Annotated in this window: 24 protein-coding genes and 2 pseudogenes; 6 read left to right on the plus strand and 20 right to left on the minus strand. The window is 71.2% G+C overall.

Annotation, left to right across the window (positions count from 1 at the left end; translation table 11 throughout):
- The first annotated feature begins 201 nt into the window (after positions 1-201).
- Positions 202-1,908: an FAD-binding oxidoreductase gene (locus tag ACN28F_RS22220; protein WP_421359554.1), complete on the plus strand. Its 1,707-nt coding sequence runs from the start codon at positions 202-204 to the stop codon at positions 1,906-1,908.
- A 74-nt stretch (positions 1,909-1,982) separates the two neighbouring features.
- Here ACN28F_RS22220 and katG read toward each other — a convergent pair whose 3' ends face one another.
- The 8 genes and pseudogenes from katG to ACN28F_RS22260 form a co-directional block, all read right to left on the minus strand.
- A complete protein-coding gene (gene katG, locus ACN28F_RS22225) occupies positions 1,983-4,256 on the minus strand; it encodes a catalase/peroxidase HPI (RefSeq protein WP_289209840.1) in 2,274 nt (757 codons plus the stop codon).
- Positions 4,253-4,708 (minus strand): Fur family transcriptional regulator, encoded by a 456-nt coding sequence (locus tag ACN28F_RS22230; RefSeq protein ID WP_289209841.1) that lies wholly within the window; start codon positions 4,706-4,708, stop codon positions 4,253-4,255. The genes katG and ACN28F_RS22230 overlap by 4 nt, the downstream gene beginning before the upstream one ends.
- A gap of 84 nt (positions 4,709-4,792) precedes the next feature.
- Positions 4,793-5,203: a type II toxin-antitoxin system VapC family toxin gene (locus tag ACN28F_RS22235; protein ID WP_289209842.1), complete on the minus strand. Its 411-nt coding sequence runs from the start codon at positions 5,201-5,203 to the stop codon at positions 4,793-4,795.
- Positions 5,204-5,207: 4 nt separating this feature from the next.
- Positions 5,208-5,435, minus strand: a complete 228-nt coding sequence (locus ACN28F_RS22240; RefSeq protein WP_289209843.1) for a hypothetical protein — start codon at positions 5,433-5,435, stop codon at positions 5,208-5,210.
- A 184-nt stretch (positions 5,436-5,619) separates the two neighbouring features.
- Positions 5,620-6,516: pseudogene (locus tag ACN28F_RS22245) on the minus strand (ADP-ribosylglycohydrolase family protein).
- A 63-nt stretch (positions 6,517-6,579) separates the two neighbouring features.
- Positions 6,580-7,728 (minus strand): RNA polymerase sigma factor, encoded by a 1,149-nt coding sequence (locus ACN28F_RS22250; RefSeq protein ID WP_281551444.1) that lies wholly within the window; start codon positions 7,726-7,728, stop codon positions 6,580-6,582.
- Entirely contained in the window at positions 7,725-8,132 is a 408-nt protein-coding gene (locus ACN28F_RS22255; protein ID WP_289209846.1) for a YciI family protein, read from the minus strand. Before ACN28F_RS22255 ends, ACN28F_RS22250 begins: the two co-directional genes overlap by 4 nt.
- 125 nt (positions 8,133-8,257) lie before the next feature.
- A complete protein-coding gene (locus ACN28F_RS22260; RefSeq protein WP_421359556.1) occupies positions 8,258-8,932 on the minus strand; it encodes a DNA polymerase beta superfamily protein in 675 nt (224 codons plus the stop codon).
- 73 nt (positions 8,933-9,005) lie between these two features.
- Between ACN28F_RS22260 and ACN28F_RS22265 the strand changes: the two genes are divergently transcribed.
- Positions 9,006-9,431 carry a hypothetical protein gene (locus ACN28F_RS22265; RefSeq protein WP_421359557.1) on the plus strand — a complete coding sequence of 142 codons (426 nt, stop codon included), beginning with the start codon at positions 9,006-9,008 and terminating at the stop codon, positions 9,429-9,431.
- Here ACN28F_RS22265 and ACN28F_RS22270 read toward each other — a convergent pair.
- The 8 genes and pseudogenes from ACN28F_RS22270 to ACN28F_RS22305 form a co-directional block, all read right to left on the minus strand.
- Entirely contained in the window at positions 9,416-9,976 is a 561-nt protein-coding gene (locus tag ACN28F_RS22270; protein ID WP_421359558.1) for a GNAT family N-acetyltransferase, read from the minus strand. The two genes, ACN28F_RS22265 and ACN28F_RS22270, sit on opposite strands and share 16 nt — an antisense overlap.
- 16 nt (positions 9,977-9,992) lie before the next feature.
- A complete protein-coding gene (locus ACN28F_RS22275; RefSeq protein WP_421359559.1) occupies positions 9,993-10,205 on the minus strand; it encodes a DNA-binding protein in 213 nt (70 codons plus the stop codon).
- 148 nt (positions 10,206-10,353) lie between these two features.
- Complete coding sequence (locus ACN28F_RS22280) at positions 10,354-11,205, minus strand: ATP-grasp domain-containing protein (protein WP_289209851.1); 852 nt, start codon at positions 11,203-11,205, stop codon at positions 10,354-10,356.
- A 264-nt stretch (positions 11,206-11,469) separates the two neighbouring features.
- A pseudogene (locus tag ACN28F_RS22285) lies at positions 11,470-12,001 on the minus strand (HAD domain-containing protein).
- 34 nt (positions 12,002-12,035) lie between these two features.
- Positions 12,036-12,233 carry a DUF397 domain-containing protein gene (locus ACN28F_RS22290; protein WP_421359561.1) on the minus strand — a complete coding sequence of 66 codons (198 nt, stop codon included), beginning with the start codon at positions 12,231-12,233 and terminating at the stop codon, positions 12,036-12,038.
- A gap of 36 nt (positions 12,234-12,269) precedes the next feature.
- Entirely contained in the window at positions 12,270-12,473 is a 204-nt protein-coding gene (locus tag ACN28F_RS22295; RefSeq protein ID WP_421359563.1) for a DUF397 domain-containing protein, read from the minus strand.
- A gap of 139 nt (positions 12,474-12,612) precedes the next feature.
- The gene (locus ACN28F_RS22300; protein ID WP_421359565.1) at positions 12,613-12,813 is read right to left on the minus strand and encodes a DUF397 domain-containing protein; all 201 of its coding nucleotides are present in this window, start codon (positions 12,811-12,813) and stop codon (positions 12,613-12,615) included.
- Positions 12,814-12,839: 26 nt separating this feature from the next.
- Entirely contained in the window at positions 12,840-13,694 is an 855-nt protein-coding gene (locus ACN28F_RS22305; RefSeq protein WP_421359567.1) for a helix-turn-helix domain-containing protein, read from the minus strand.
- Positions 13,695-13,860: 166 nt separating this feature from the next.
- On the opposite strand from ACN28F_RS22305, the gene ACN28F_RS22310 reads away from it, so the two are divergent.
- Together ACN28F_RS22310 and ACN28F_RS22315 are read left to right on the plus strand one after the other, a co-directional pair.
- Positions 13,861-14,418, plus strand: a complete 558-nt coding sequence (locus ACN28F_RS22310) for a hypothetical protein (RefSeq protein WP_421359569.1) — start codon at positions 13,861-13,863, stop codon at positions 14,416-14,418.
- Positions 14,419-14,662: 244 nt separating this feature from the next.
- Positions 14,663-15,226 carry a Uma2 family endonuclease gene (locus ACN28F_RS22315; protein ID WP_289209856.1) on the plus strand — a complete coding sequence of 188 codons (564 nt, stop codon included), beginning with the start codon at positions 14,663-14,665 and terminating at the stop codon, positions 15,224-15,226.
- Positions 15,227-15,269: 43 nt separating this feature from the next.
- Here the strand turns inward: ACN28F_RS22315 and ACN28F_RS22320 are convergent, their stop codons facing one another.
- A complete protein-coding gene (locus ACN28F_RS22320; protein ID WP_421359570.1) occupies positions 15,270-18,140 on the minus strand; it encodes an ABC transporter substrate-binding protein in 2,871 nt (956 codons plus the stop codon).
- A gap of 133 nt (positions 18,141-18,273) precedes the next feature.
- Positions 18,274-20,349, minus strand: coding sequence for an alpha-glucuronidase (locus ACN28F_RS22325; protein ID WP_421359572.1), 2,076 nt, complete (start codon positions 20,347-20,349; stop codon positions 18,274-18,276).
- Positions 20,350-20,458: 109 nt separating this feature from the next.
- On the opposite strand from ACN28F_RS22325, the gene ACN28F_RS22330 reads away from it, so the two are divergent.
- Positions 20,459-20,959, plus strand: coding sequence for a DUF456 domain-containing protein (locus ACN28F_RS22330; protein WP_421359573.1), 501 nt, complete (start codon positions 20,459-20,461; stop codon positions 20,957-20,959).
- Positions 20,960-20,987: 28 nt separating this feature from the next.
- Here ACN28F_RS22330 and ACN28F_RS22335 read toward each other — a convergent pair whose 3' ends face one another.
- A complete protein-coding gene (locus tag ACN28F_RS22335; protein WP_421359574.1) occupies positions 20,988-22,001 on the minus strand; it encodes an aldo/keto reductase in 1,014 nt (337 codons plus the stop codon).
- A 90-nt stretch (positions 22,002-22,091) separates the two neighbouring features.
- Here ACN28F_RS22335 and ACN28F_RS22340 point away from each other — a divergent pair, with 90 nt between their 5' ends.
- The gene (locus ACN28F_RS22340; RefSeq protein WP_421359576.1) at positions 22,092-22,997 is read left to right on the plus strand and encodes an AraC family transcriptional regulator; all 906 of its coding nucleotides are present in this window, start codon (positions 22,092-22,094) and stop codon (positions 22,995-22,997) included.
- Positions 22,998-23,019: 22 nt separating this feature from the next.
- Here the strand turns inward: ACN28F_RS22340 and ACN28F_RS22345 are convergent, their stop codons facing one another.
- Positions 23,020-24,978 carry a heavy metal translocating P-type ATPase gene (locus tag ACN28F_RS22345; RefSeq protein WP_421359577.1) on the minus strand — a complete coding sequence of 653 codons (1,959 nt, stop codon included), beginning with the start codon at positions 24,976-24,978 and terminating at the stop codon, positions 23,020-23,022.
- Between the last annotated feature and the right edge of the window lie 60 nt (positions 24,979-25,038).

Below are 25,038 nucleotides of genomic sequence, written 5' to 3' on the forward strand. Positions count from 1 at the left end.
CCACATCGCCCTTTCGAACCGACACGCCGAGGCCCGGTCAGCCGAAGCGCTGTGGATCATGAGCGCTGTGATCGGCGTACGCCGGACGGGTGACGTGTGGTCTGCGGGGCGGGCGGGACAGCTGACCGGTGGCAGGGTCGGTGCGGTGGCCGGGGCGGCAGGGACCGCACAGACCGGATGATGCCAGCGGGGGAGCAGACGATGGTGAGCAGACGGACGGCGTTACGGGCCGGAGCGGTGGCGGGTCTGGTCCCGACGGTCGGGCTGCTCGGGCGGCCCGCCGGGGCCGTACCGACCCCGTCGGGTGCACCGCTGCCGGCCCCGTCGGACCAACCGTCGCAGGTCCGGCCGCAGGACCCGGACATCGGGGTCCGCCCCGGTGACCGGCCGTTGCCAGACCTACCGGAGGCGCAGTGGGACGCGCTGCAGCGGCGGCTGTCGCCGGCCGCGACCCTCTACCGGCGGGGCGGGGCGAGCTACGAGGCGCTGAGCATCCCGTTCAACCACCGGTACGCCAACGTCCGACCGGCGGCGATCCTGGCCGCCGGCACCCCGGACGACGTCGCGGTGGCCGTCAACTGGGCCCGCGACGTCGGCATGCCGCTGGTGCCCCGGTCGAGCCTCGGCCACAACTACGCCGGCTACTCGACCACCCCCGGCCTGCTGCTGGTGGCGAGCCGACTGCGCGACATCGCCGTGGCACCGAACCCGGCGCCGGCACCACCGCAGCGGTACGGCCCGGTCGAGGTCACCCCGGACGCCGGACTGCTGACCGTGGCGGCCGGTGTCGTCAACGCCGATCTGCGTCCGCTGCTGCAACGGCAGGGCATCTTCGTACCGGCCGGCCGCTGCCCGACGGTCGGGGTGGCCGGGCTGGTCCTCGGCGGCGGCATCGGGTTCAGCGACAAGATGTTCGGGCTGACCTGCGACCGGCTGGCGGCCACGGCCGTGGTGCTGGCCGACGGCACGACGACGACCTGCGACGAGAACACCGAACCGGACCTGTTCTGGGCCTGCCGGGGCGGGGCCGGCAACAACTTCGGCGTCAACACCGCCTTCACCTTCCGGTACGTGCGGTTGCAGGGCGAGGTCGCGTACTTCCAGCTGCGCTGGGGCGCCGACAGCATGGCGGCGGCGTTGGCGGCGATGCAGCACGTCGCCGCAGCCCGGGTCGCCGACCGGCGCTTCGACTGCCGGATCGGCGCCGGGGTGACCCTCGACGCGGACGGCAACCGCCAGGTCTTTGCCGACGCGCTCGGCCAGTTCTACGGGTACGCCGACGAACTGGCCGCGATCCTCGCCCCGGCGTTGGCGATCGGCACCGCGGCCGAACGCACCGCCAACCGGGCCAGCATCCGTCAGGTCACCCCGGCCCAGGCGGCGGAGCTGCTGTCGGCGACCACCCCGGTGCAGCAGTTCGCGGTCAAGTCGGCGGTGCTACGCGCCCCGCTGGACGATGACCGGTTGGCGACCCTGGTGGCCGGGCTGCGGCAGTGGCCGGGCAGCCGTAACCCCGACGGTGCCGGGGTGGCACTGTTCTGCATGGGCGGGCGGATCAACGACGTACCGCCGGACGCGACCGCGTTCGTGCACCGCGACGCCCTGTTCATCATGGCCGCCGAGGCCAGCTGGGCCGACGACGACCCGCCGGCGACCGAGGTGGCCAGCGTCAGCTGGTTGACCGCGCTGTACGACGCGCTGCTCGTCGGGCAGCCGCCGCATGGTGCGTACCAGAACTTCCCGGACCCGGACCTGGCCGACTGGCGGCGGGCCTACTACGGCGACAACTACCAGCGGCTGGTCGAGGTCAAGCGCAAGTACGACCCGACCGACTTCTTCACCTATCCGCAGGGCATCGGTTCCTGTGGTTCCGTCGACGGCTACGCCAACCGCTGGTGTCCCCGGTGAACCGACGTCGCAACGGCCGTCGCCCCGCCGACCGGGGGCCGGTCGGCGGGGCGACAACTGGCAGATGCGCGGGATCAGGCCAGGTCGAAGCGGTCCAGCTCCATGACCTTGACCCAGGCGGCGACGAAGTCGGTGACGAACTTCTCCCGGGCGTCGCTGCTGGCGTACACCTCGGAGAGGGCCCGCAGCTGCGAGTTCGAGCCGAAGATCAGGTCGACCGCGGTCGCGGTCCACTTCACCTCGTCGGTGGCCAGGTCGTGGATCTCGTACACGTGCTCGTCGGCCGACGCCTTCCACCGGGTGCCCGGGGAGAGCAGGTTGGTGAAGAAGTCGTTGGTGAGCACGCCGGGCCGGTCGGTGAGCACGCCGTGGCGGGCACCACCGACGTTCGCCCCGAGCGCACGTAGACCGCCGACGAGCACGGTCATCTCCGGCGCGGACAGGCTGAGCATGTACGCCCGGTCGACCAGCAGCACCTCCGGCTGGGTCTTCTCACCCGGCCGCAGGTAGTTGCGGAACCCGTCGGCGCGCGGCTCCATCACCGCGAACGACTCGACGTCGGTCTGCTCCTGGCTGGCGTCGGTGCGACCCGGGCGGAACGGTACGGTCACCTCGACACCGGCGTCGCGGGCCGCCTTCTCCACGGCGGCCGAACCGGCCAGCACGATCAGGTCGGCGAGCGAGATCTTCGCCCCGCCGGCCGCGTTGAACTCCTGCTGGATGCCTTCCAGGGTGCTCAGCACCGTGGCGAGCTGCTCCGGCTGGTTGACCTCCCAGTTGCGCTGCGGCTCCAGTCGAATGCGGGCACCGTTGGCGCCGCCACGCTTGTCGGTGGAGCGGAAGCTCGCCGCCGACGCCCAGGCGGTGCTCACCAGCTGGTCGACGCTGAGACCGGAGTCGAGGACCTTCGCCTTGAGGGCGGTGACGTCGGCGTCGCCGACCAGCTCGTGGTCGACGGCCGGCACCGGGTCCTGCCACAGCTGCGCCTCGGGAACCCACGGCCCGAGGAAGCGGGCGACCGGACCCATGTCGCGGTGCAGCAGCTTGTACCAGGCCTTGGCGAAGGCCAGCGCGAACTCGTCCGGGTTGGCCAGGAACCGGCGGGAGATCTTCTCGTACGCCGGGTCGAAGCGCAGCGACAGGTCGGTGGTGAGCATCGTCGGCTTGTGCTTCTTCGCCGGGTCGTGCGCGTCCGGAATGATCGCCTCGGCGTCCTTGGCCACCCACTGCTTGGCGCCGGCCGGGCTGGTGGTCAGCTCCCACTCGTACCCGAAGAGGATCTCGAAGAAGCGGTTGCTCCACTGCGTCGGCTTGTCGGTCCAGGTGACCTCCAGACCACTGGTGATCGTGTCACCGCCCTTGCCGCTGCCGTACGTGCTCAGCCAGCCCAGGCCCTGAGCCTCCAGCGGTGCGCCCTCCGGCTCCGGGCCGACGTGCTGGTCGGCGTTGCCGGCACCGTGGGTCTTGCCGAAGGTGTGGCCGCCGGCGATCAGCGCGACGGTCTCCTCGTCGTTCATCGCCATCCGGGCGAACGTCTCCCGGATGAAGTGCGCTGCGGCGAGGGGGTCGGCGTTGCCGCGCGGACCCTCCGGGTTGACGTAGATCAGACCCATCTCGGTGGCACCGACCCCGGTGGACATCTCCTTCTCGGAGAGGTAACGGGCGTCGCCGAGCCAGGTGTCCTCCGGACCCCAGAAGATCTCCTCCGGCTCCCACACGTCCTCCCGGCCGAAGCCGAAGCCGAAGGTCTTGAAGCCCATCGACTCCAGGGCCACGTTGCCGGCGAGCACCAGCAGGTCGGCCCAGGAGATCTTCTGGCCGTACTTGGCCTTGACCGGCCAGAGCAGTCGGCGGGCCTTGTCCAGGTTCGCGTTGTCCGGCCAGCTGTTGAGCGGGGCGAAACGCTGCCCACCGTCGCCGGCGCCGCCACGGCCGTCCTCGATCCGGTACGTGCCGGCGGCGTGCCAGCTCAGCCGGATCATCAGGCCGCCGTAGTGGCCGAAGTCGGCCGGCCACCAGTCCTGCGAGGTGGTCAGCACCTCGACGATGTCCCGCTTGAGGGCCTCGACGTCGAGCTTGGTGAATTCGGCGGCGTAGCTGAAGTCCGGGCCGAGCGGGTTGCCCTTGGGGGAGTGGGCGTGCAGCACCGACAGGTCGAGCTGGTTGGGCCACCAGTCCCGGTTGGTCCGCGGCCGACCGCCGGTCTTCGGCGTCGGCGAGTCGATCGCCGGGTTCTCGCTCTCGCTGCCGTGCGAGGTGACCGAGTCGTGGGCGACCGGGCAGCCGGCCGCCGACATCTTTTCCACACCCTGGGCGCTGGTGGGAGCGTTGTCCTGCATGTCGCTCATCTGTTCCCTTCCGGATTGGTCGATGACGAGGGAGCGCTTTCGGTCGTGCAACCGGGGCAGGTGCCCCAGTAGACGACCTCCGCCTCGTCGACCACGAAGCCGTGGTCGTCGGAGGCGGTGAGACAGGGGGCGGAGCCGACGGCGCAGTCGACGTCGGTGATCGCGCCGCAGGAGCGGCAGACGAGGTGGTGGTGGTTGTCCCCGACCCGCCGTTCGTAGCGGGCGGTCGCGCCGGCGGGCTGGATACGGCGTACCAGACCGGCGTCGGTGAGGACCCGCAGCACATCGTAGACCGCCTGGTGGGACACGGTCGGATGATCGGCGTGCACCAGGTCGATCACCGTGTCGGTGTCGACGTGCGGGTGGTCGTGCAGCGCGGCGAGGACCGCCAGCCTCGGTCGGGTCACCCGCAACGAGGCCGCCCTCAGCTGCGCCTCGAGGTCGGATGTCACCGGGCCACGATAGGCCGTTTTCTGGAATCATTCAAGTTTCGGTACGGGGTGCCGTCGACCTGCGGCGACCGGTAAACCCGCAGGTCAGGGCAGTAGAGTGAACACCGGGGTGTGGGCCGGTCTGACAACGGTGAAGTGACGACGGTCCAGGGTCGCGACCTGCCTGACTGCGAAGCGTTCGGCTAGCGCGATGACGCTGGCGTCGGTGCCGCCGAGTGGAAGATCGCGGTATCGGTCGACCAGTTCGCGGATCCGTATCCAGTCCGTGCGCGTCAGGGTCTCAACCCGAAGGTCACCCTCGATGATCGCTGTGTAGAGCGACTGCTCAGCGGTTGGGCCGAGTTCGCGGGTGATGAGATATGCGGCTTCGGCGACGATCATCGGCGAGGTGACCAGCGGGCCCGCTGCGGTCTCCAGGAGTTGCGCACTTGACTCGTGGTGCGGGTCGTTGCGGTCTGCGGCCGCGACGATGACGCCGGTGTCGACGATGAGCACGATGTCAGTCTCGACCGAACCCCTCGTCGAGTAGTTGATCCATTCGGCTGGTGATGCCGGACGTGGAGGCACCCGAGCCGACAAAGGCGATACGTCGGCGGGAGGGCTGATCGGCTGGAAGCAGACGCGTCGCGAGATCCGCCACCACGTCAGCCAGCGCGACACCCCGCCGCGTCGCCTCGGCAGTCAGCCGTTGCAGCGCGTCATCGGGCAGGTCCAGGGTCACGCTCATGTCGACGAGTTTACGCCCGTGAAGGCCGGGCGTCTCTTACCAGACGGGAGTCTCTGCCTGCGATGGGCGAGGTCGCCGGACCGGAGGAACGTCGTAGCCGACTTGGCGTAACCGAATGCCCTGTACGTTGCGCCGCCTGCTGCGGCGGCCGGATCCGCTGCTCGCCGTGTGACAGGCAGGCCCATCACCGGCGTACGCGGTCGGGGAGTGGCTCGCGGCGGGCCAGCCACCGCGCCGGGATCCCGCCCGGTCCGGAGCAGGTGTACGCGGCCACGACGCCGCCGACGATCGCCGCGGTCGTGTCGACGTCGCCGCCGGCCTCGACACAGGCGTGGATCGCCGCCGGGTAGTCGTCGAGCCGGGTCGCGGCGACCCACAGTGCGAACGGGACGGTGTCGAAGGCCAGCACCTGCGAGCCGTTGCCCAACTCGTACGCCGCCTCGGCGACGCCGACCCCCAGCAGCTGCCTGGCCCGGACGATGCCGGACATCAGCCGGCCGTCGATTAGATGGCCCAGCACCACGTCGAGCAGCTCGGCCGGCTCGGGCCGGGACCGGGGCAGCCGGGACCAGCCGGCTTCCGCCGCCGCGACGGCGACCGCGACCGCACCCAGGATCGCCTCGGGGTGGGCGTGGGTGACCTCCGCCGACCGCCAGGCCTGCAGAGCGGCGGTACGGTTGTCGCCCGCGTGGAAGGCGCCGAGTGGGGCGACCCGCATCGCCGCACCGTTGCCCATCGACCCCTGGCCGTCGAACGCCGCACCTGCCGCGTCCCGTCAGGCGACGCCCTGCCGGATCTGGCGTAGCAGGACCACCGCGCCGGCACCGTAGCCACGGTACGGCTCGAAGCGCTCGGCGAACCGGGCCGCTAGGCGGTCCTGGTCGATACCGTCGCGCTCGCGCAGCTCGGCGACGATCGAGCAGGCCATCTCGGTGTCGTCGGTCCACGGCCACGGCCCGGCCGGTGGGTCACCATCAGGTAGCGCGGCGGAGCTGGTGCCGGGGACGAAGAACTGGGCGCCGAGGGCGTCACCGACGGAAAGGCCGTCAAGACTGTCATAGCAGAGGTCGAGCATCGTCATGTCGCAGCAGACTCTGCCAGTTGCGGCGGCCGTCGGGAAGGCCGGAGCCACTGCGGGTCACCGTCAACTTCGCAGCTGCGCGTTGAGCCGGGCGGCCTGTCGCGTGAGGTGGTCGCGTTCGGGCAGGTTGGGCGCTGACCGGGCGGCCTGCGCGTACAGCCGTGCCGCGGTCGCCGGATCCCCGTCGCGCTCGTGCAGGTGTGCCGCAACGGCGGCGTACCGGGGCAGGGCCGGGTCGAGCTCTGCCAGGGCGGCCAGACCGGCTCGCCCGCCGTCGGCCTCGCCGAGCGCGACGGCCCGGTTGAGTCGTGCCACCGGGTTGTCGGTGAGGCGTACCAGTTCGTCGTACCACTCGACGATCTGCACCCAGTCGGTCTCCTCAGCGGTCTGCGCGTCGGCGTGCAGCGCGGCGATGGCAGCCTGGGCCTGGAACTCGCCCAGCCGGTCGCGGGTGAGGGCGGACTGGAGCACGTCGACGCCCTCGGTGATGAGTGCGGTGTCCCACCGGCTGCGGTCCTGCTCGGCGAGCGGCACGAGCCGACCCTCGGGACCGGTGCGGGCCGGACGCCGGGCGTGGTGCAGCAGCATCAGCGCCAGCAGGCCGGCGACCTCCGTATTGTCGATCATGCCTGCCAGTTGGCGGGTGAGCCGGATCGCCTCGGCGGCGAGGTCCACGTCACCGGAGTACCCCTCGTTGAAGACCAGGTAGAGCACGCGCAGCACGGTGGCGACGTCACCGGGCTGGTCGAACCGGACGCCGGCGACGGTCCGTTTGGCCCTGCTGATCCGCTGGGCCATGGTCGCCTCCGGCACCAGGTAGGCCTGCGCGATCTGCCGCGTGGTCAGCCCGCCGACCGCGCGCAGCGTGAGCGCGACCGCCGAGGCCGGGGTCAGGGCCGGGTGCGCACACAGGAAGTACAGCGCCAGCGTGTCATCCGTCGCCGCCGCCCCCTGCTCGGGCGCGGGCTCGGCGTCGACCAGCTCCTCCCGCCGCCGCCGGGAGGTGTCGGCGCGGACGGCGTCGAGGAACCTGCGCCAGGCCACCGTGACCAGCCAGCCCTTGGGATCGCGCGGCAGGTCGTCGGGCCATCCGCGTACCGCCTCGACCAGGGCGTCCTGCACGGCGTCCTCGGCCGCCGCGAAGTCGGCTCCGCGGCGGACGAGGACGCCGATCACCGCGGGCACCAGCTCCCGCAGCAGGGACTCGTTCACTCGGTGGCCGTGGGCTGCTCGGCGTAGAACGGCCGCACCTCGATCCACTCGTGGATCGGCTTGCCACCGGCACCGGGAGCTGCGGACAGCTCGCCGGCCAGCTCGATCGCGCGCTCGTAGTTCTCCACGTCGATCACCATCCAGCCGGCGATCAGGTCCTTGGTCTCGGCGAACGGGCCGTCGGTGACCGGTGGCCGGCCTTCGCCGTCGTAGCGGACGAAGGTGCCCTCCGGGGAGAGCGCCTGACCGTCGACGAACTCGCCGGTGCCCTCCAGCCGGGCGGCGAAGTCATTCATGTACTGGATGTGGGCCGTGACCTCCGCCGGCTCCCACTTGTCCATCGGTACGTCGTTGACTGCCGCCGGCGCGCCCCGGTAGTGCTTGAGCAGCAGGTACTTGGTCATCATGTTCTCCTTGGTGAGGTACGGCCCATTGTGGCCGTGTTCGCACCTGGGACGGAGCCGCTCCCGGGTTCTCGACATGCCGGCGCGGAATTTCTCCGGGAAACTTCAACGACCCCGCGCGCCGGTCACCGCAGGTGCCTTTCCCGTACGGCGATGAGCAGCCGGTCGACGGTGGCCCGGTCGGGTTGTTCCGGTAGTGCGGTGCCGGCCGCCGCGTCGTCGAGCTCGGTCAGCAGGTCCGCTGCCCACGCGGTGACCGCCGCCCACGGCAGCTCGCCGCGCCGGAGGGCGAGGAGCCGGTCCCGCAACGGTCCCACGTCGACCAGGACCTGCCCGGTCCGCAGCACGTGCGCACCGGCGGTCAGCAGCCGGATCATGTGCATTGCCTGCTTGTGGTTCGTCTCGCCGGTGCGTTCCCGGCGGGCCGCCACCCGGTCGAGCTGGTCGCGGGCATAACCGCCGTACGTCTGGGCCAGCCGCGTCGACAGGAACGCCTGCCGGGCGGCCCGCAACTCCTCGCCGTCTTCGCGCAGCGTCTCGACCAGCGGTGACCAGAGCACCTCCAGGACCGTCGGATTACCCTGCAGCGCCAGGGTGCAGAAGCGTTCGAACTCCCAGGAGAACTGCTCCGGCGCCGGCCCGTCGAGGTGGGTGGGCGGCTTGTCCAGCTGCCAGAACGCCCGGGTCGGGGCCACGTACACGCCGCGCCGGTCGTAGTCGGAGTCCGGCCCGTGCAGCCCGTACGCCCGGGATCCGACGACGACGGCGAGTACGGTGTGCCGCTCGACAAGCTCGCTCACGCCCGGCACGTTACTCCTGGCCAGGTGGTGCCCCGGCGGACCCGGTGTTGCTCGACCGGGCGAGGATGGGGCGATGGTGGATTCGTCCTGGGCGGCGGTCGGCCCTCGGCCGTATCTGGACCGTTTCCTGTGCGAGTACGGGCTGACCGAGGCAGGCCTGGGCGATCGGCTCCGCGCCCGTCCGGCGCGGTCCTGGATCGACGGCGAGACCTTCGACGACGAATATCTGGTGCACGATTCGGTGTTGCATCCGCACGGCGAGTTCCCGTGCGCCGGTGACGCGGAGGCTCTTGCCTTCTGCGAGGAGATCGCGGACCTGATCGTCTCCCGGTACGGGTCGACGCGGGACGCGGCGGTGGCGGTGGTCAACCGGCAGTGGTCCGAGGCCGAACCCGGGGAGCGTTCACCACGGGTGTGGATCGTCGGCTCCGACATCGTCTACCACGAGACGCCGGAGTACTGGGCCGAGTTCATCGTCAACCGTCACAGCGTGAGCTGAAAATAGCGGTATCGGGTGTCGCCCGGGCCGGGGCGGCTGTGGCCGTCGGGCCGCCAGCCCCGAGCGGCGTAGAAGCGCTGGCCCCGATCGTTGTGTTCCCACGCCTCCAGCACCCCGCCGGTCCGACCGGTCCGGCGCAGGTACGCGATGAAGGCGTCGTGCAGCAGCCCACCGATTCCTCGGCCCCAGCAGTCGGGAAGCACGTGGATCTGGTACAGCTGACCGACGTGGGCCGGGTCGACATGACCGGCGAGGGCAGGACCCATCGCGGCGCAGCCGACGACCCGGCTGTCGAGGACCGCGGCGACGGTGAACCGTTCCGGTGAGGTGACCGCGTTGGCCCAGGCGGCACGGCGTTCGGCGTACGCCTCGGGCGACGACAACGACGGGTCGGCCGGGTCGAGCCCACCTGTCGCCGTGTAGTAGGCGGTGCGGGCCAGCGTGTGCACCTCGGTCAGCTGATCGACATCGGCGAGCGTCGCTTCTCGTACGAGTGCCGATGCGGGCTGGGGGTGTGGGAGGTGGACGCTGTCAGGCGAGGTCATCCGGCATCTCCTCTGGTCAGTCGGCGAAAGCGAGGCCGCGTTCGGCCAGCGCGGTGGCCAGGATGCCGACGGCCTTCGGGCCGATCCCGTGCATGGCCAGCAGGTCGGCGCGGCGGTAGGTGGCGACCTGGGCGAGGGTGGTGACGCCGGCTGCGAGCAGGGCACTGTTGGCGGGCCGCCCGATCGGCGGCAGGTCACCGACCTGGGCGGGCAGACGGCGAGTGCTCATCGACCCACCGTAGTCCGTCCTGCGTCGCCGGTGCCGCGCTGCATCGAGGTGAGGGCTATCCACGTCATCTGTGCCTTGTGAGGTGGATGAGCCTCACCTCGATGTGACTGTCGCTCGGCGGTAGCGCTCCTGGGCGGCTGCCTCAAGCTCACCGAGCCTCGTCGAATGCTGCCGCGATGAGCATGGCTGGATCGATGCTGACGGGTCGGTCGCTGACCTGCCCGTCGCCTACCTCGATGACCCGCCACACGCCGTCGGCGCGCAGCGCCAGATCGGCCGTCACGAACGGCAGACCCAGAGCATCGATCAGTGGGGCGAGCCAGCCGAGGTCGATCCCTTCCGGCGGGTGATCGTGTGGGGTGTCCGGATGCGGCCCGACCAGGACACATCGACCGTGCACCCACCAGGTCCGTACCTCCGCAGCCGTGAACTGCTCGAACTCGCGCAGCACGAATCCACCGACGAAGTCGTCGTCCCGTAGTTGCCGGAAGCGGCTCGCGACCCTCCACACGGCGTCGCCGTCCTCGACGCTCGCGATGAAGGCGGCCTCGCTCCAGTAGTGCTTCATCGACTTCACGTAGTCGCGGATGACGGCAGGGCCGTTGCCGAGAGCGAGTCGGGCCTGGTCGAAGTCTGTTCGGGATGCGCCGACAGTCCAGGCCGAGCGCGGAGTCACCGTCGCCAGCGTGGGGTACCAACCAGGGAACTCGTGGGCCTGTCGGTACTGCTCGGCGGTGGTACGTAGCGTCACGCCTCGCGCGGCGAGTGCGTCGACGAACCGCGCGTACCGGTCAGCCTCCAGCATCCAGCCTCGGTAGATGGCCATGCCGTCGCCGGCCACCGACGCCACCGCCCGTACCGCGTCATCGCCTCTGGCCAGCTTGTCGTGGTCAACCACCGCGACGGCGTAGCCGGCTTCCCGGGCGGCTCGGGCCTCCGGCGCGAAGTGCTCGTCCGGGCGGGTCGGCCGCAGCGGGTCGCCGGGCACGAGGAAGATCATGCGTCCGATGCTGCCCGACTCGACGGTGTCGCCTCCAGCGGTTATCGGCCATCGCGTGCCGTCGGCATGAGCGTCTCGGGCGGCTGGAGTGCTTCATCGATGTGAGGCACAGATACCTTACGAGGCGCTCGTAGGGTATCTGAGCCTCACATCGGCGTGGCACTCGCGGGATCAGGCAGGGCGGCTACCGGCAGCGACTCACCATGATCAGTTGATGTCCTGCCGGGCGACACGCCGGCGATCTACTGGCAGGACATCAACTGATCATGGTGCTGGGGGAGAGGCGGCCTTGCTGGCGTTGACTGCGAGCCACTGGCGGACGGTGGAGAAGTCGGCATCGGTGAGGCCGAGATGTGGGTCGACGCGGTGCAGCAGGGCCTCGCCCGGGTGGTGCGCGGACACCCAGTGCCGGTCCCGGTCGGTGACTTCGTCGTCGAGCCAGACGAAGGTGCGCCCGGCCGCCCACCTGATGAGGAACGCCGTCTTCCAGTGCACGCCGCGCAGGGGGCTCGTCGCCGGACTCCGGCCAGAGGACGACCGGCAGCTCCGGCAGGCCGAGTAGCGGCGCGACGACGTCGTTCGCCTCGGCCATCCACGTGGTCGCCCAGACCAGCTGGCAAACGAGCGCCAGCAGCCGGCGTCCGTCCTCCGGATCGAGTCGCTCCAGCAGCGGATTACCGATGGCCTCAACGTCAGCTGCAACGTGGGGCGAAGGTGACCGGCCAGTGGCACGGGCGGCGAAGGGAATCAGTACGCCGTCGACGTCGAGGAAGACGTACGGGCGGTCGGCGGGCACGGGTGTCGATCGTCGGAGGAGTAGACCGGTCGGGTCAGCGGCTGGACACCGTTGTGAGGAACGTCGTCCAGGTGCCGGCGGGGAAGAGGAGCGCCGGGCCATTCGGGTCCTTGGAGTCGCGTACGCCGATCGTGCCGCCGGCCAGCGCGGCCACCTCGACGCAGGAGCCGCCGTTGTCGCCGCTGTAGCTGCTCTTGCGCCACCGGGCGCGGGACAGCTCTGGCGTAGTCATGCCACGTCCATCGGAGGTGGTTGCGCGCAAGCCGGATCAGCCCTTCGTGGACTCGCGGTCCTTGAGGCCGGACAGGAAGTTGGTGAAGGCAGCCGGGCTGAAGACCAGAGCTGGTCCGGTGGCGTCCTTGCTGTCCCGTACGCCTACGGCGACGTCAAGGTCAGCCACCTCGACGCAGTCGCCGCTTCCGCCACCGCTGGACCGGCTGCTCTTTCGCCAGATCGCCTTGGAAAGGTCCATTGCCGCCACCCCTACTCGATGCTGTCCCGTGCGCGAGCGATCAACTCCCGTGACTCCTCGACACCGGCCGCTGTGGCCTGAAGGCCGTCCGCCTGGCGAATTATAGCGACAACCATCGATCATCTTGTCAGTGCGACGGCTATGGCTGACAGGGGAGTGCGGTGAGGAACGCCGTCCAGGCCCCGGCGGGGAAGAGCAGCGCCGGGCCGTGTGGGTCCTTGGAGTCGCGTACGCCGATCGTGCCGCCGGCCAGCGTGGCCACCTCGACGCAGTCTGACCCGCTGGCGCTGCTGCGGCTGCTCTTGCGCCAGTGGGCGCGGGAGTGGTCTGGGGCGGTCATCCCGCGTCTCCTCTGGCCGGTCGGGGTCAGTCGGGAAGCTCCTCTGCCGCCCGAGCAAGGAACCGACCGGACTCGTCCGGGTCGAGAGCCTTGGCGCACAGGTGGTCGAACATGAGTCTATATCGCGCCACGTGGGCATCCTCCTCCAGCAACAGGGTGTTCGCATCGTTCTCGATGTAAACGATGGGCGGGTCGAGGATCGGGTCGGCGTAGCTGAGGATGGTGAACGGGCCGGCCATTGCGGCGTGCGCACCCGCGCCGAACGGCACGACCTGCAGCTCGATCGACGGTTGGGCGCAGGCGTCGATCAGCCGGGTGAGCTGGTTACGCATCACCTTCGGGCCCCCGACGACCCGGCGGATCACCGCCTCGTCGAGGACGATCCAGAGTCTCGGCGGCACGTCGCGCGAGAGCAGTGACTTGCGGGCGAGCCGGGCGGCGACCCGCCGGTCGATCTCGTCCGCGTCGGCGGTGCTGCGCCCGGCGTGGATGATGGCGCGGGCGTACTCCTCGGTCTGCAACAGTCCCGGCACGTACAGGCTCTGGAACGTGCTGATCGCGGTCGCTTCCGCCTCGAATCCGACGTAGTCGTCGGGCAGCACGTCACCGTACGCGCTCCACCAGCCCTTCTGCCGGGCCTGCTTGGTGAGCGCGGTCAAGGACTCGTGGTCCTCATCGGACGCCTCGTAGAGGGCCAACAGTTGCTCGGTGTCCTTGAGTGTTATCCGCGAGTGGCCGTGTTCGAGCCGGATGACCTTGGTGCGGTGCCAGCCCAGGCGGCGGGCCACGCCCTCGGCGGTCAGGCCGGCCGCGTCGCGGAGTCGACGCAGCTCCCGGCGTAGCCGGCGAGCGCGGATCGTCGGGCTCGGAACCTGTGCCACGAGAACACCTCCGGGGCATGCGGGTCTGGCAGCGGCGACGTGAGTCAGAACGAAGTATGTACGACAGATCATCTGAACGGAAGTTGTTTGCGACGTTGTATTTTCAGCCACGTGGATGCATGCTGAGGGCGGATGATGTCGTCGCCCACTGCCCTTGGAGGTGTCCGTGACCGACAACCGTTCAGCACGCTGGACCGACCCGACCCTCGATCCGACCGAGCGAAACCGGGACCTGTTCGCCGTACTCGATCGGGCTGACCTGTCCGAACCGGCGCGGGCCGCCGTCGCGCACGCCCTCGGCCCCGGGGCCGGCCCGGCCGGGCACGCCGAAGCGCTGGTCAACCGCTACCTCAACGAGCGTGAGCGTCGCCGCCCGGCAGCGCGGGTCAACGGCAGCGGGGACGGTCCGGGCGGGATCGGCAACCTGCCGGACTGGCTGCGGTACGACCGGCGTGGCCGGTACACGCTGCACCTGACGTTTGCCGCCGTCGACTTCGACACCGCCCGCGAGCAGGCCGTCGCGTACGCCGAAGGGCTCACCATCCTGTGCCCGGAGCTGGGGGAGCACGCGCCGCTGCTGTCGCGGGCGGAGGCGTGGAACTTCAACGAGCCGCTGTTCTGCGGGGTACGTGGTCCGGACGGTGAGGTGTGCGCAGAGGTCCGCCACCACCCCGGGGTTCCACCGGGCGGCCGGGCTCGGCGGACTGGGCTGGGGCGACGGTGACGGCGACGCAGACAGCACTGGCGACGCCCCGTGACCGGCACACCCGCCACACCGCCGTACCCGAGGGTCGCGCCGTGCCGGCACTGCGGCCGGCCGGTGCTGCGCGACAACGACAGCAGGTGGATCCACGCCGACCTGGCGTACGTCTGCCGGGACCGTTGGGGCGGGATCACCGCCACCACCGCCGCCCCCGAGGGGCAGATGGCAGACTGGTGGAGGCATCAGTCTGGAGGTGAGTCTGCCGGTGAGCGTGGCCGTCCTTGATCACGTGGGGCCGTGGAGCGAGGAGGAGTACCTCGCCCTCGGTGAGACTCCCAACCGTATCGAGCTGATCGACGGAGGTCTGTGGGTGAGTCCGGCCCCGAGCAAGCCGCATCAGCAGCTGTCGTTCCTGCTGATGTCGGCGCTGTACCCGGCAGCCCGGGCGGTCGGCCTGACCGCCTACGAGGCGATCAACGTTCGGTTGCGCCCCGACCGGATCGTCATCCCGGACCTCGTCGTGGCCGACACCAGCCGGGACGGGTCGGTGACCGATGCGGCCGAGGTGGTGCTGATCTGCGAGATCACCTCGCCGAGCAACGCCGCCACCGACCGGCTGCTCAAGATGCAGTTCTACGCCGCCGCGCGGATCGGGTGGTACCTGCTCGTGGAGCCGGAGCTACCTGCCTTCTCCGCTGTCACCCTGCGGCTGTTCCGACTCGACGGTGAGCACTACGTCGAGCATGCGACCGCGACGAAAAGCGAGGTGTTGGCCGCCGAGCGGCCGTTCCCGTTCCGCATCGACTCCGGCGCACTGCTCGACGGGTAGCGCAACCCACGGGCACCCCCGGATGTGGGGGACCGAGGGCGGTTCAGTCGTCCGGTGCTACGGGGCAGCCGTTGCCGGTGTCGCTGCCGGGCTCGCCGACCCGGTACAGGTCGCCGATCAGGAACACACAGCTAGGCTCGGGCTCGCGCGACTGTGGATCGCCCGACGGCGGGATCGCCAGCTCCAGGATCGCGATGTTGCGCGAGTCGCCGATCCGGGAGGCACTGAAGCTGATCACCCCGCTCGCGCCGAGGAACTCGTACCCCGGCTCCCGGAGCAGCTGGACCAGCGCGGCGCGGTGCCACCGGTGCCGGCCGCCGAGCCGGACCAGGTCCACCAGCATCCGTACGGTGTCGTAGGCGACGCCGACCCGTTCACCGGGGTACGAGGTGGCGGGCAGCTCCTCCGTCGGCAGGTCGGCGGCGAGCCGCGCCCGCAGCCGCTGATAGCCGGAGCAGAACGACTGCATCGGCTGCATGTCGGACAGCGCGGGGGCGGGCCTGCCGTACGTCACGCAGTCCCGGCCGCCGAGCACCACCAGGCTGCCCAGGCCGACGTAGCGCACACGGGAGCCGGCGAACGTGTCGTCGGTCCGGAAGCTGGCCTGGGCGACCGCCCGGGTGACCGCGTCGTCGGCGACGATGTGCGGCGTACGGTCCGAATCGACGCAGCCGTCGTTCATCGTCCGCAGAAAGTCCCGGTAGTGGTTCTCCCGCCCGGCGTAGAAGAACAACTCCCGTTGGTACGCCTGCGCCCAGTCCGGCCGGCGGCACGGCGGCGGCAGTTCGTTGACGTCGTCGCGCCAGTCGACCAGCTCGACGGCTTCGCCCATCCGGTCGGCGATGGCGTCGCGCAGTGTCTTCACGTACTCGTCGGGGTGGTCCGGGTCGATCGGCGGGTGGTACACCGTCACCTTGTCTCGTCCAATGTGTGCGGCGTAGCGGGCCACCAGCTCCGCCTGCCGGGTGTTGTCCGGCACCAGCTGGAAGTACAACTGGGACAGTTCGGCCAGCCCGGTGCCGGTGAGGGTGGTGCCGAAGACCGGGATGCCGGCTTCGCCGAGGATCCGGATCGCCTCCTCGGTCTCCGGGACGGTGCGGTCCATCCCGATCACGCCCTTGATGCTGTCGTCGGCGTCGATCAGCGGGATGAGGTGCTGCTGCGCGACGTGGTGGGCCTGCCGCATGCCCCGGCCGGCGTTGGCGATCACCACCCGTACCAGCGGTTCGGACAGCGACGACGCGGCGTGCTGTTGCTGCTGGGCCAGTGCGATGCCTTCGAGTTCCTCGGCGACCGCGTGATCGGTGTCGAGGTCGCTGCCGGCGTGGGTGAGGCCGGCGAAGTACACCAGGCTGATCATCGGCCGGTGCGGGATCGCGGCCAGCTTGCGCGCCGCGGTCTCGTTCCCGGCGAACACCCGGAGCTGCGCCGCCCGCAGCCGGGCGTTGGTGCCGAAGACCTGCGCCGCGCTGTCGCTGTGTCCGACGCACTGCATGTCGTCGGGCCCGAAGCGCAGCAGCTCGACACTCACCGCAGCGTCCACCTGGGACCGTAGCACCGAGCAGTGTTCCTGCCAGTACTGCCGGACGGTGAGCAGCGGGGCGGCCAGCACCGCGACCAGGGCGACGGCGAGCAGCCCTTCCACGGCCCCCCGCCGGGCCAGCCGGGGCGGCGGCGGTAGCCGCCAGGTGGTCTCGGACGGATCCCAGGCGGCCGCGTCGTCGGCGGCGAGTGCACCGACACGGCCCGGTGGGACCGGCTCAGGCAGGTCGAGCACCAGGTAACGCGCGTCGGTCGCCAGTAGCTGACGTCGATGGGGCAGCCCGCGCCGCCACAGCTGCAGCGCACGGTCGGCGTCGTGCGCCGGCATCGGTCGGCCGTCGGTGCCTCCCGACCGGTCCGGTGGACGGTCGCAGGCTGCCACGACCAGCAGCGGATCGAGCTCGCCGGTCTCGTTGCGCACCGCGTTGATCAGGCGCAGCAGTTCCCAGCCGCCGTTGTCGTCCGTGGCGTTGCTGACCAGGACGGTCACGTAGGCGGTGCGCCGCCAGCCGGACCGGCGGGGGAACCACCGCCACCGACGCCGCCGGTACGCGGCGCGTAGATCCTCCAGGAACGCGTGCACCAGCAGCTTCTTGACCTGTTCGGCGTTTTCGAAGCTGCGTCGGTCCAGGGTCAGCCGTTCGGCGAAGCCGAGGAAATCGGTGGAGTGCCGGGGCACCATGTACGGCTGGCGGCGCATGAACCACCGCGCCTCGCGGCCCAGCCCGGCCGGCCGCTGACTCAGCCAGCGCCGGAACGCACCCTGACCGACCCACATCAGCAGCCACAGCCCCAGGCGGGTCCACACCCCGGATGCCACCTCCGCCACCGACACCGACGGGTCGGTGCCGGCGGCGCCGACCGGCTGGGGGGCGCGGCCGCTCCACGTACGCAGCAACGCCAGCACCGCGGACCGGTCGTCACGGCCCCGGGCCGGCGGCAACCGGTGTCCGGACAGCCAGTCGGCCAGCCGGTAGTGGTCGAACCGGGTCAGTCGGCCGGCACCGAACGAGTCTGCGGCCAGCCGGAAGCTGAGTTCGTCGAGCAGCGGCAGCAGCGGCGGTTCCCGGGCGGCGGCGGCAGCGGCCGGATCCTCGCCGGAAAGCCCCCACCGCGCGGCGCTGCGGGTGCCTGCGGTGTCGGCGTCGACCAGGGCGTGCGGGATCCGGGGCGAGGCGTCACCCAGGGTCGATTCCAGGGCGGTGAGGAACCGGTCCGGGGCCTCGCGGCCGACCAGACACACCAGCGGCAGCGGTTCGTCGCCGCGTACCTGCAGGTCCGGTGCGCGGTGGGTGAACGGCGGTCGGGTGGCGAGCTGGCGGATCAGCGACAACAGACGGTGTACGCCCGCGAACCGGGGTCGTGCCGTCATCGCTGGAATCGCCGTCTCCTCACTTCCGAGTGGTATCGATGCTAGGCGCCGATGTCCACTGCAGAGTTCGCCCGTACGGCTGCTGTGACTGTCTGTTGCGCGACTCGGGTCGGGTCGGACAGGTGGGTCCGGGTCAGTGGATGCGGCGGCCGTGGGCGTCCAGGACGCCGGACTTGCGGAAGAAGTACGTGTTGATCTGGTCGCGCCATTCCCGCGCGGAGCGGACCTGTTCGTCGAGGCGCTCGGCGACCCGGGCGTACAGGGCGGGGTCGAGGCCGGCGTCGGCGACGTCGCGCCACCGGTCCCGCATGGCGATCGCCTCGTCGGCCCCGGCGAAGTGGGTGTCGTAGATGTGCTGGATCACCGTCGACCCGCTGTGCAGCACGTGGCCGTACGGCACGTGGTGGAAGAAGAGCAGCAGCTCGTCGGGGCAGTCGGCGAGCGACTCGTACACGTCCGACCAGGGCTTCGGGTACTGCCCGGCGTAGCCGGTGCCGGTGGCCCTGGTCCGGTCCACGCCGACGCCGTCGCGGTCGGCGAAGTGGTACGTGCCCCACTGGGAGTACTCGTACCCGTCGACGGACGGGCCGTAGTGGCCGGCGGGGTTGACCATCCAGCCGACGCCGAGCGGCGCGGTGTGCCGCTCGTAGGTACGCCACGAGTCGTCCATGATCGCGTGCAACGTCTGCCTCAGCAGCGCAGGATCGTCGCCGGAGCCGGTCGGGAAGGTCAGGTCGATCCACTCGTCGAGCAGCGCCGCCGGGTCGGCGGTCGGGTCCCAGCCGAGCCGGCCGAACGCGTACAGGTTGGCCTGGGCCAGCGGATGACCGCACCAGAACGGGTCGTCGCCGACGTTCGACACGGCCGCCAGGGTGCCGCCGCGGGCGGTGATCGCGGCGACCGACGCACCCCGGTCGCCGTCGGCGTCGCCGTCGGCTTCCAGGCTGTCGCCGTCGAACCGGAAGCCGAGCACCTCACTCCACAGCGGAGCCAGGTAGCAGACGTGCCGCTGCTGACCGGTGTACTCCTGGGTCACCTGCAACTCGACGGCCAGCCGGGTCGCCGGCATCGCGGCGATCACCGGGGACACCGGCTCCCGGGGCTGGAAGTCGACCGGACCGTACTTGACCTGCACGATCGCGTTGTCGCGGAACTGGCCGTCGAGCGGGGCGAAGTGGTCGTACGCGGCCCGCGCCCGGTCGGTGGAGCGGTCCCGCCAGTCCCGCCGGTGGTTGTAGACGAACGCCCGCCAGTGGACCACCCCGCCGTGCGGGGCGAGGGCGTCGGCGAGCAGGTTGGCGCCGTCGGCGTGGCTGCGCCCGTACGCGAACGGGCCGGGCTGGCCCTCCGAGTCGGCTTTCACCACGTACCCGCCGAAGTCGGGCACCGCCCGGTAGACCTGTGCGGTGGTGGCCGCCCACCAGTCGCGGACCGCCGCGTCGAGCGGGTCGGCGGTGGCCAGACCGCCGAGCACCATCGGCGCGGCGAACGTCACCGACAGATGCATCCGGATGCCGTACGGGCGGAAGACGTCGGCGAACGTGGCGACGTCGTCGAGCCGGTCGGTGAGCAGCCGTGCCTCGGTGCGCCCCACGTTGACGTTGTTGATGGTGAGCGCGTTGACGCCGCTGGCGGCGAGCAACCGGGCGTACGCCCGGATCCGGTCGAGGTCGTCGGTGATCGCGCCGTCGCGCCAGAAGATCGACCCGCCGGCGTAGCCGCGCTCGACCTGCCCCATCACCGGGTGCACGTCGACGTTGTCCCAGTGGTCGAGCATCCGCCGCCGGATCGCCGGCCGGTGTGCCTGCGTCGGGATGTCGTCGGCGAACGCCGACTCGCCGAGCCGGACCACGTGGAACAGCCCGTACAGCAGGCCGGCGGGGGCGTTGGCGCTGACCGTGGTGAGGCCGCCGGCCCGGCCGAGTGCGTAGCCCTCGTCGCCGAGGCCGCTGCCGGTCCCGTCGTCGGTGTCGCTGGTGTCGCCGGTCAAAGCGAACAGCAGGTCGGCGTCGCCGTCGATCGACAGCCGGGTCACCGACCCGCCGAAGCGGGCGCAGGCCGCCCTGACCTCGGCGTGGACGGTGTCGACGAGCAGGCCGTCGCCGGCGACCAGGACGCGCCGTGACCCGATCGCGCGGAACACCTCCGCCGGCAGCCAGGCCGGATGGACGTTGATCGTACGGCGGCCGGACGGTGGTGCAGCAGTCACAGCGAATCCTCCCCAGGCTAGGGGACATTCTTCCCGATCAGTACGCCGATCGCAGCCTCCGGCGCCGTCGGATCTCGCGCGGGTGGCGATCGTCGGTCACCCTGTCGGTGTGGATCTCAACGACACACAGACGCTTGTCACGCTGCTCAGCGGGCTGGCCATCCTGGTCGGGCTGATCGGCGTGGTCGTGCCGATCCTGCCCGGTCTGCTGCTGTGCTGGGCCGGCGTGCTCGGCTGGGCCATCTTCAGCGACGCGGGCGGCGGCCGGTGGCTGATCGTCGCCGTGGCGACGCTGGTCGCCGTCGGCGGTACGGCGGTGAAGTACCTGTGGCCGGGGCGGGATCTCAAACGGGCGGGCGTGCCGAACCGGTCGCTGCTGATCGGTGGCGTGTTGGGCCTGGTCGGGTTCTTCGTGATCCCGTTCATCGGGCTGATCGTCGGTTTCGTGCTGGGGGTGTGGCTGGCCGAGCGGCTGCGGCTCGGTGACTTCGCCGCCGCCTGGCCGGCGACGAAACGGGCGGTGCTGGCGGTGGGCCTGGCGATGCTGATCGAGTTGGGTGCCGCGCTGGCCATCGCCGGACTGTGGCTGCTCGGGCTGCTCGTGGCCTGAACCACGAGCAGACCGGGCAGCGGGGAGTTCACCAGACCGGCATCCGGGCCGCCGGGTAGCGGGAGCCGGCCGCGCCGTGCGGCAGGAGCGCGCGGATCCGGTCGACCTCGGCCGGGCTGAGCGCGATGGACGCCGCCGCCGCGTTCTCGGCGAGCCGTCGTGGGCTGCGGGTGCCCGGGATCGGCACGATGTCCTCGCCCTGGGCGAGCAGCCAGGCCAGGGCGAGCTGGGTGACGGCGACGCCCTTGGCAGCGGCGATCGCGGTCAGTTCGCGTACCGCCGCCAGATTCTGTTCGTAGTTGCCCGGCTGCCAGCGTTCGTCCCAGGTACGCATGTCACCGTCCGGGTATTCGGCGGCGGGCCGGACCGCGCCGGTCAGGAACCCCCGGCCGAGCGGCGAGTACGCCACGAACCCGATGCCAAGCTCGCGGACCGTCGGCAGCACCCGCTGCTCCACCGCCCGCTCGAACACCGAGTACTCGGTCTGCAGCACCGACACCGGGTGGACGGCGTGCGCCCGCCGGATGATGTCCGGGCCCGCCTCGCTGAGCCCGAAGTAGCGCACCTTGCCTTGGGCGATCAGCTCACCGACGGTGCCGGCGACGTCCTCGATCGGCACGTCGGGGTCGACCCGGTGTTGGTAGAGCAGGTCGATGTGGTCGGTGCCGAGGTGGCGCAGGCTGGTGTCGGTGACCTCGCGGATGTGTTCCGGACGGCTGTCGAAGGCCATGCCGAACCGGCCCGGGTCGGTCAGGTCGTAGCCGAACTTGGTGGCGATCACCACCTCGTCGCGGAAGGCCCGGACGGCCCTACCGAGCAGTTGTTCGTTGCTGCCGCTGCCCATGCCGTACACCTCGGCGGTGTCGAACATGGTCACACCGAGTTCGTACGCACGCCTGATGGTGGCGATGCCGTCGGCCGGGTCGCCCGGCCCGTACGCCATCGTCATGCCCATGGTGCCGAGCCCGATCGCGCCGACTTCGAGCCCCTGCGATCCGAGTTTGCGCCGGGGCAACCGCCGGCTGTCCGCTTCTTCTGTCATGCGTCGACGCTATGCCCGCCGTGGACCTGCCCGCATGGGGCGGGTCGCGCGTACTGTTGCCTGATCCTCTCATCGACAGCGGAGCGAGCGATGATCGACGAGCTGGCGCGGCTCGTGGCCCGGCACTGTCCGGCGCAAGCGGTCGAGACCGCCGTGCCCCGGTTGCGGCTGGTCCGCTTCGACGTGCGGGTCGGGCCGACCGATCTGCTGTACGAACCGATGGTCTGCTTCGTGGCGCGGGGTGCCAAGCGCAGCACCGCCGGTGGGCGCAGCTGGCTGGTCGGCCGAGGGGCGATGTTCCTCAGCTCGGTGGAGCTGCCGGTGACCGCCGTGTTCGAGCAGGTGCCGTACCGGTCGGCGGTGCTACGGCTGGACATCGGGCTGCTCGCGGACCTGCTGCTGGAGCTGGACGGGCCGCCGCCGGCAGCCGGGTCGCCCGACCCGGTCGCGTTGACCAGCGCGACGATGCCCCCGCGCGTCGTCGAGGCGGTCACCCGGTGGGCGCGGCTGCTCGACGACCCGGTCGACATCCGGCCACTCGCCGCCCGGATGGAGGGCGAGCTGCTGTACCGGTTGCTGGGCAGCCCGATCGGGCCGGCGCTGCGTCAGCTCACCGTCGCCGAGTCCCGACTGTCGCAGGTCCGGGCGGCGGCCGGGCTGATCCGGTCCCGGTACGCCGAGCCGTTGACGGTCGAGGAGGTCGCGGCGGCGGCCAACATGAGCGTGGCGACCCTGCACCGGCACTTCAGGGCGGTGACCGGGATGAGTCCGATGCGGTTCCAGAAGTCCCTGCGGTTGCAGCAGGCCCGGCGGTTGATGGTCACCGGCGCGGGCACGGCCGCCGCAGTGGCCAGGGCGGTCGGGTACGTCAGCGCCACCCAGTTCAACCGGGAGTACCGGCGGGTGTACGGCGTACCGCCGGGTCGTGACGCGGCCCGGCTGCGCGCCGGCGACCTCGCGGCGGCAGCGGCTGGGCGGTCACCGACGGAGGGCTGACCGCCGACCCGCGCCGGCACCGTCACCGTTGCCAGGCTGATCGGCGCAGCAACCGCATGCCGTTGAGCGCGACCAGCACCGTGGATCCTTCGTGGCCGGCGACGCCGAGTGGCAGCGGCAGGTGGCCGACGATGTCCCAGGTCGCCAGGACCACGATGACGGTGCCGGCGATCGCCAGGTTGGCGACGACGTAGCGCCGGGCCCGGCGGGCGAGGGCGACGACCGCCGGGATGGTGGTCAGGTCGTCCCGGACGATCACCGTGTCCGCGGTCTCCAGCGCGAGGTCGGCGCCGACGCCGCCCATCGCGATGCCGGTGTGTGCGGTGGCCAGCGCGGGTGCGTCGTTGACGCCGTCGCCGATCACCAGCACCCGTCGGCCGCCGGCCTGCAGCTGCCGTACCGCCGCGACCTTGTCCTGAGGTAGCAGGCCGGCCCGTACCTCGTCGATGCCGACCGCGCCGGCCAGTCTGGCGGCCGCCTGCGGGTTGTCGCCGGTGAGCAGCACCGGCGATCGCCCGGTGAGATCGCGCAGCGCGGTGGTGACCGAGGCCGCTGCTGGGCGCAGCCGGTCGGCCAGCGCGAGGACGGCTGCCGGCGTGCCGTCGACGGCGACCACGACGGCGGTCTGCCCGGCGGACTCCACCTCGGCGACCAGCCGCCGGGTCCCGTCGCCGGTGATGGTGGGCAGTAGTTGGGCCGGGCTGGCAACGGCTACCTGCCGGTCGCCGACGTGGGCCGTGACGCCGCGACCCGGCAGCGCGACGAACGCGGCCGCGGGTGCGATCGCGAGCTGGCGGTCGCGGGCCGCGGCGACCACTGCGGTGCCGATCGGATGCTCGCTGGGTAGTTCGGCGGCGGCGGCCAGGGCCAGCAGTCGGTCGGCGTCGTCGGTGGTCGGATTGCCGGGTACGGGGTGGACGGCGGTGACCCGGGGTCGGCCTTCGGTGAGGGTGCCGGTCTTGTCGAAGGCGACCAGGTCGGTCCGGCCGAGACGGTCGATCGCCCCGGCGGATTTGACCAGTACGCCGTGCCGGCCGGCGGTGGCGATCGCGGCGAGCAGCGGCGGCATGGTCGCCAGCACCACAGCGCACGGCGAGGCGACGATCATGAAGGTCATCGCCCGGAGCAGTGCGTCGGTGAGGCTGTCGCCGAGGGCGAGCGGGATGCCGAACAGGGCCAGGGTCGCCACCACGACCCCTACCGAGTAGCGCTGCTCGATCCGTTCGATGAACAACTGGGTGGGTGCCTTGCTGGCGGCGGCCTCCTCGACCATGGCCGCGATGCGGGCGACGACGGTCTCGCCAGCGGGTGCGGTCACCCGCACGCGGAGGGTGCCGGTGCCGTTGAGGGTGCCGGCGTACACGTCGTCACCGGGGCTTCGGTCCACCGGTAGTGGCTCGCCGGTGACGGTGGCCTGGTCCACCTCGCTGGCACCGTCGACGACCTGTCCGTCGGCGCCGATCCGCTCGCCGGGGCGGACCAGGATGATGTCGCCGACGCGCAACGTGACGGTGTCGACCCGCTGTTCGGCGTCGTCGACGATCCGGGTCGCCTGGGGTGGGGCCAGGTCGAGCAGGCTGTGGACAGCGTCGGCGGTGCGTCGGGTGGCGAGCGCCTCCAGCGCGCCGGAGGTGGCGAAGATGACGATCAGCAGGGCGCCGTCGAAGACCTGGCCGACGGCGGCGGCACCGATCGCCGCGACCACCATCAGCAGATCGACGTCGAGGGTGCGTTCGCGTAGTGCCCGCAGTCCGGACCAGCCCGGTTCCCAACCGCCGGCGACGTAGCAGGCCAGGTAGGCGGCCCACCAGCTCCAGGCCGGGGCACCGGCCAGGTGCAGCGCGCCGCCGAGGGCGAACAGCGCGGTCGCGGCGGTCGCCCAGCGGACCTCGGGCAGGGCCCAGATCGGCGTACGGCGGGTGGCGTCGGCCAGGCGCTCGGCGCGCGACGGGGGCGCGAGTGGCGCAGTTTCGGTCAGCACGGCAATTACAATAGCTGCGTAGCTATGCAGATAGGCAAGTAGGCAGCCTCGGTTAGGCTG

Source organism: Solwaraspora sp. WMMA2101, assembly GCF_049179175.1.
In the GTDB taxonomy this organism is placed as follows: Bacteria; Actinomycetota; Actinomycetes; order Mycobacteriales; family Micromonosporaceae; genus Micromonospora_E.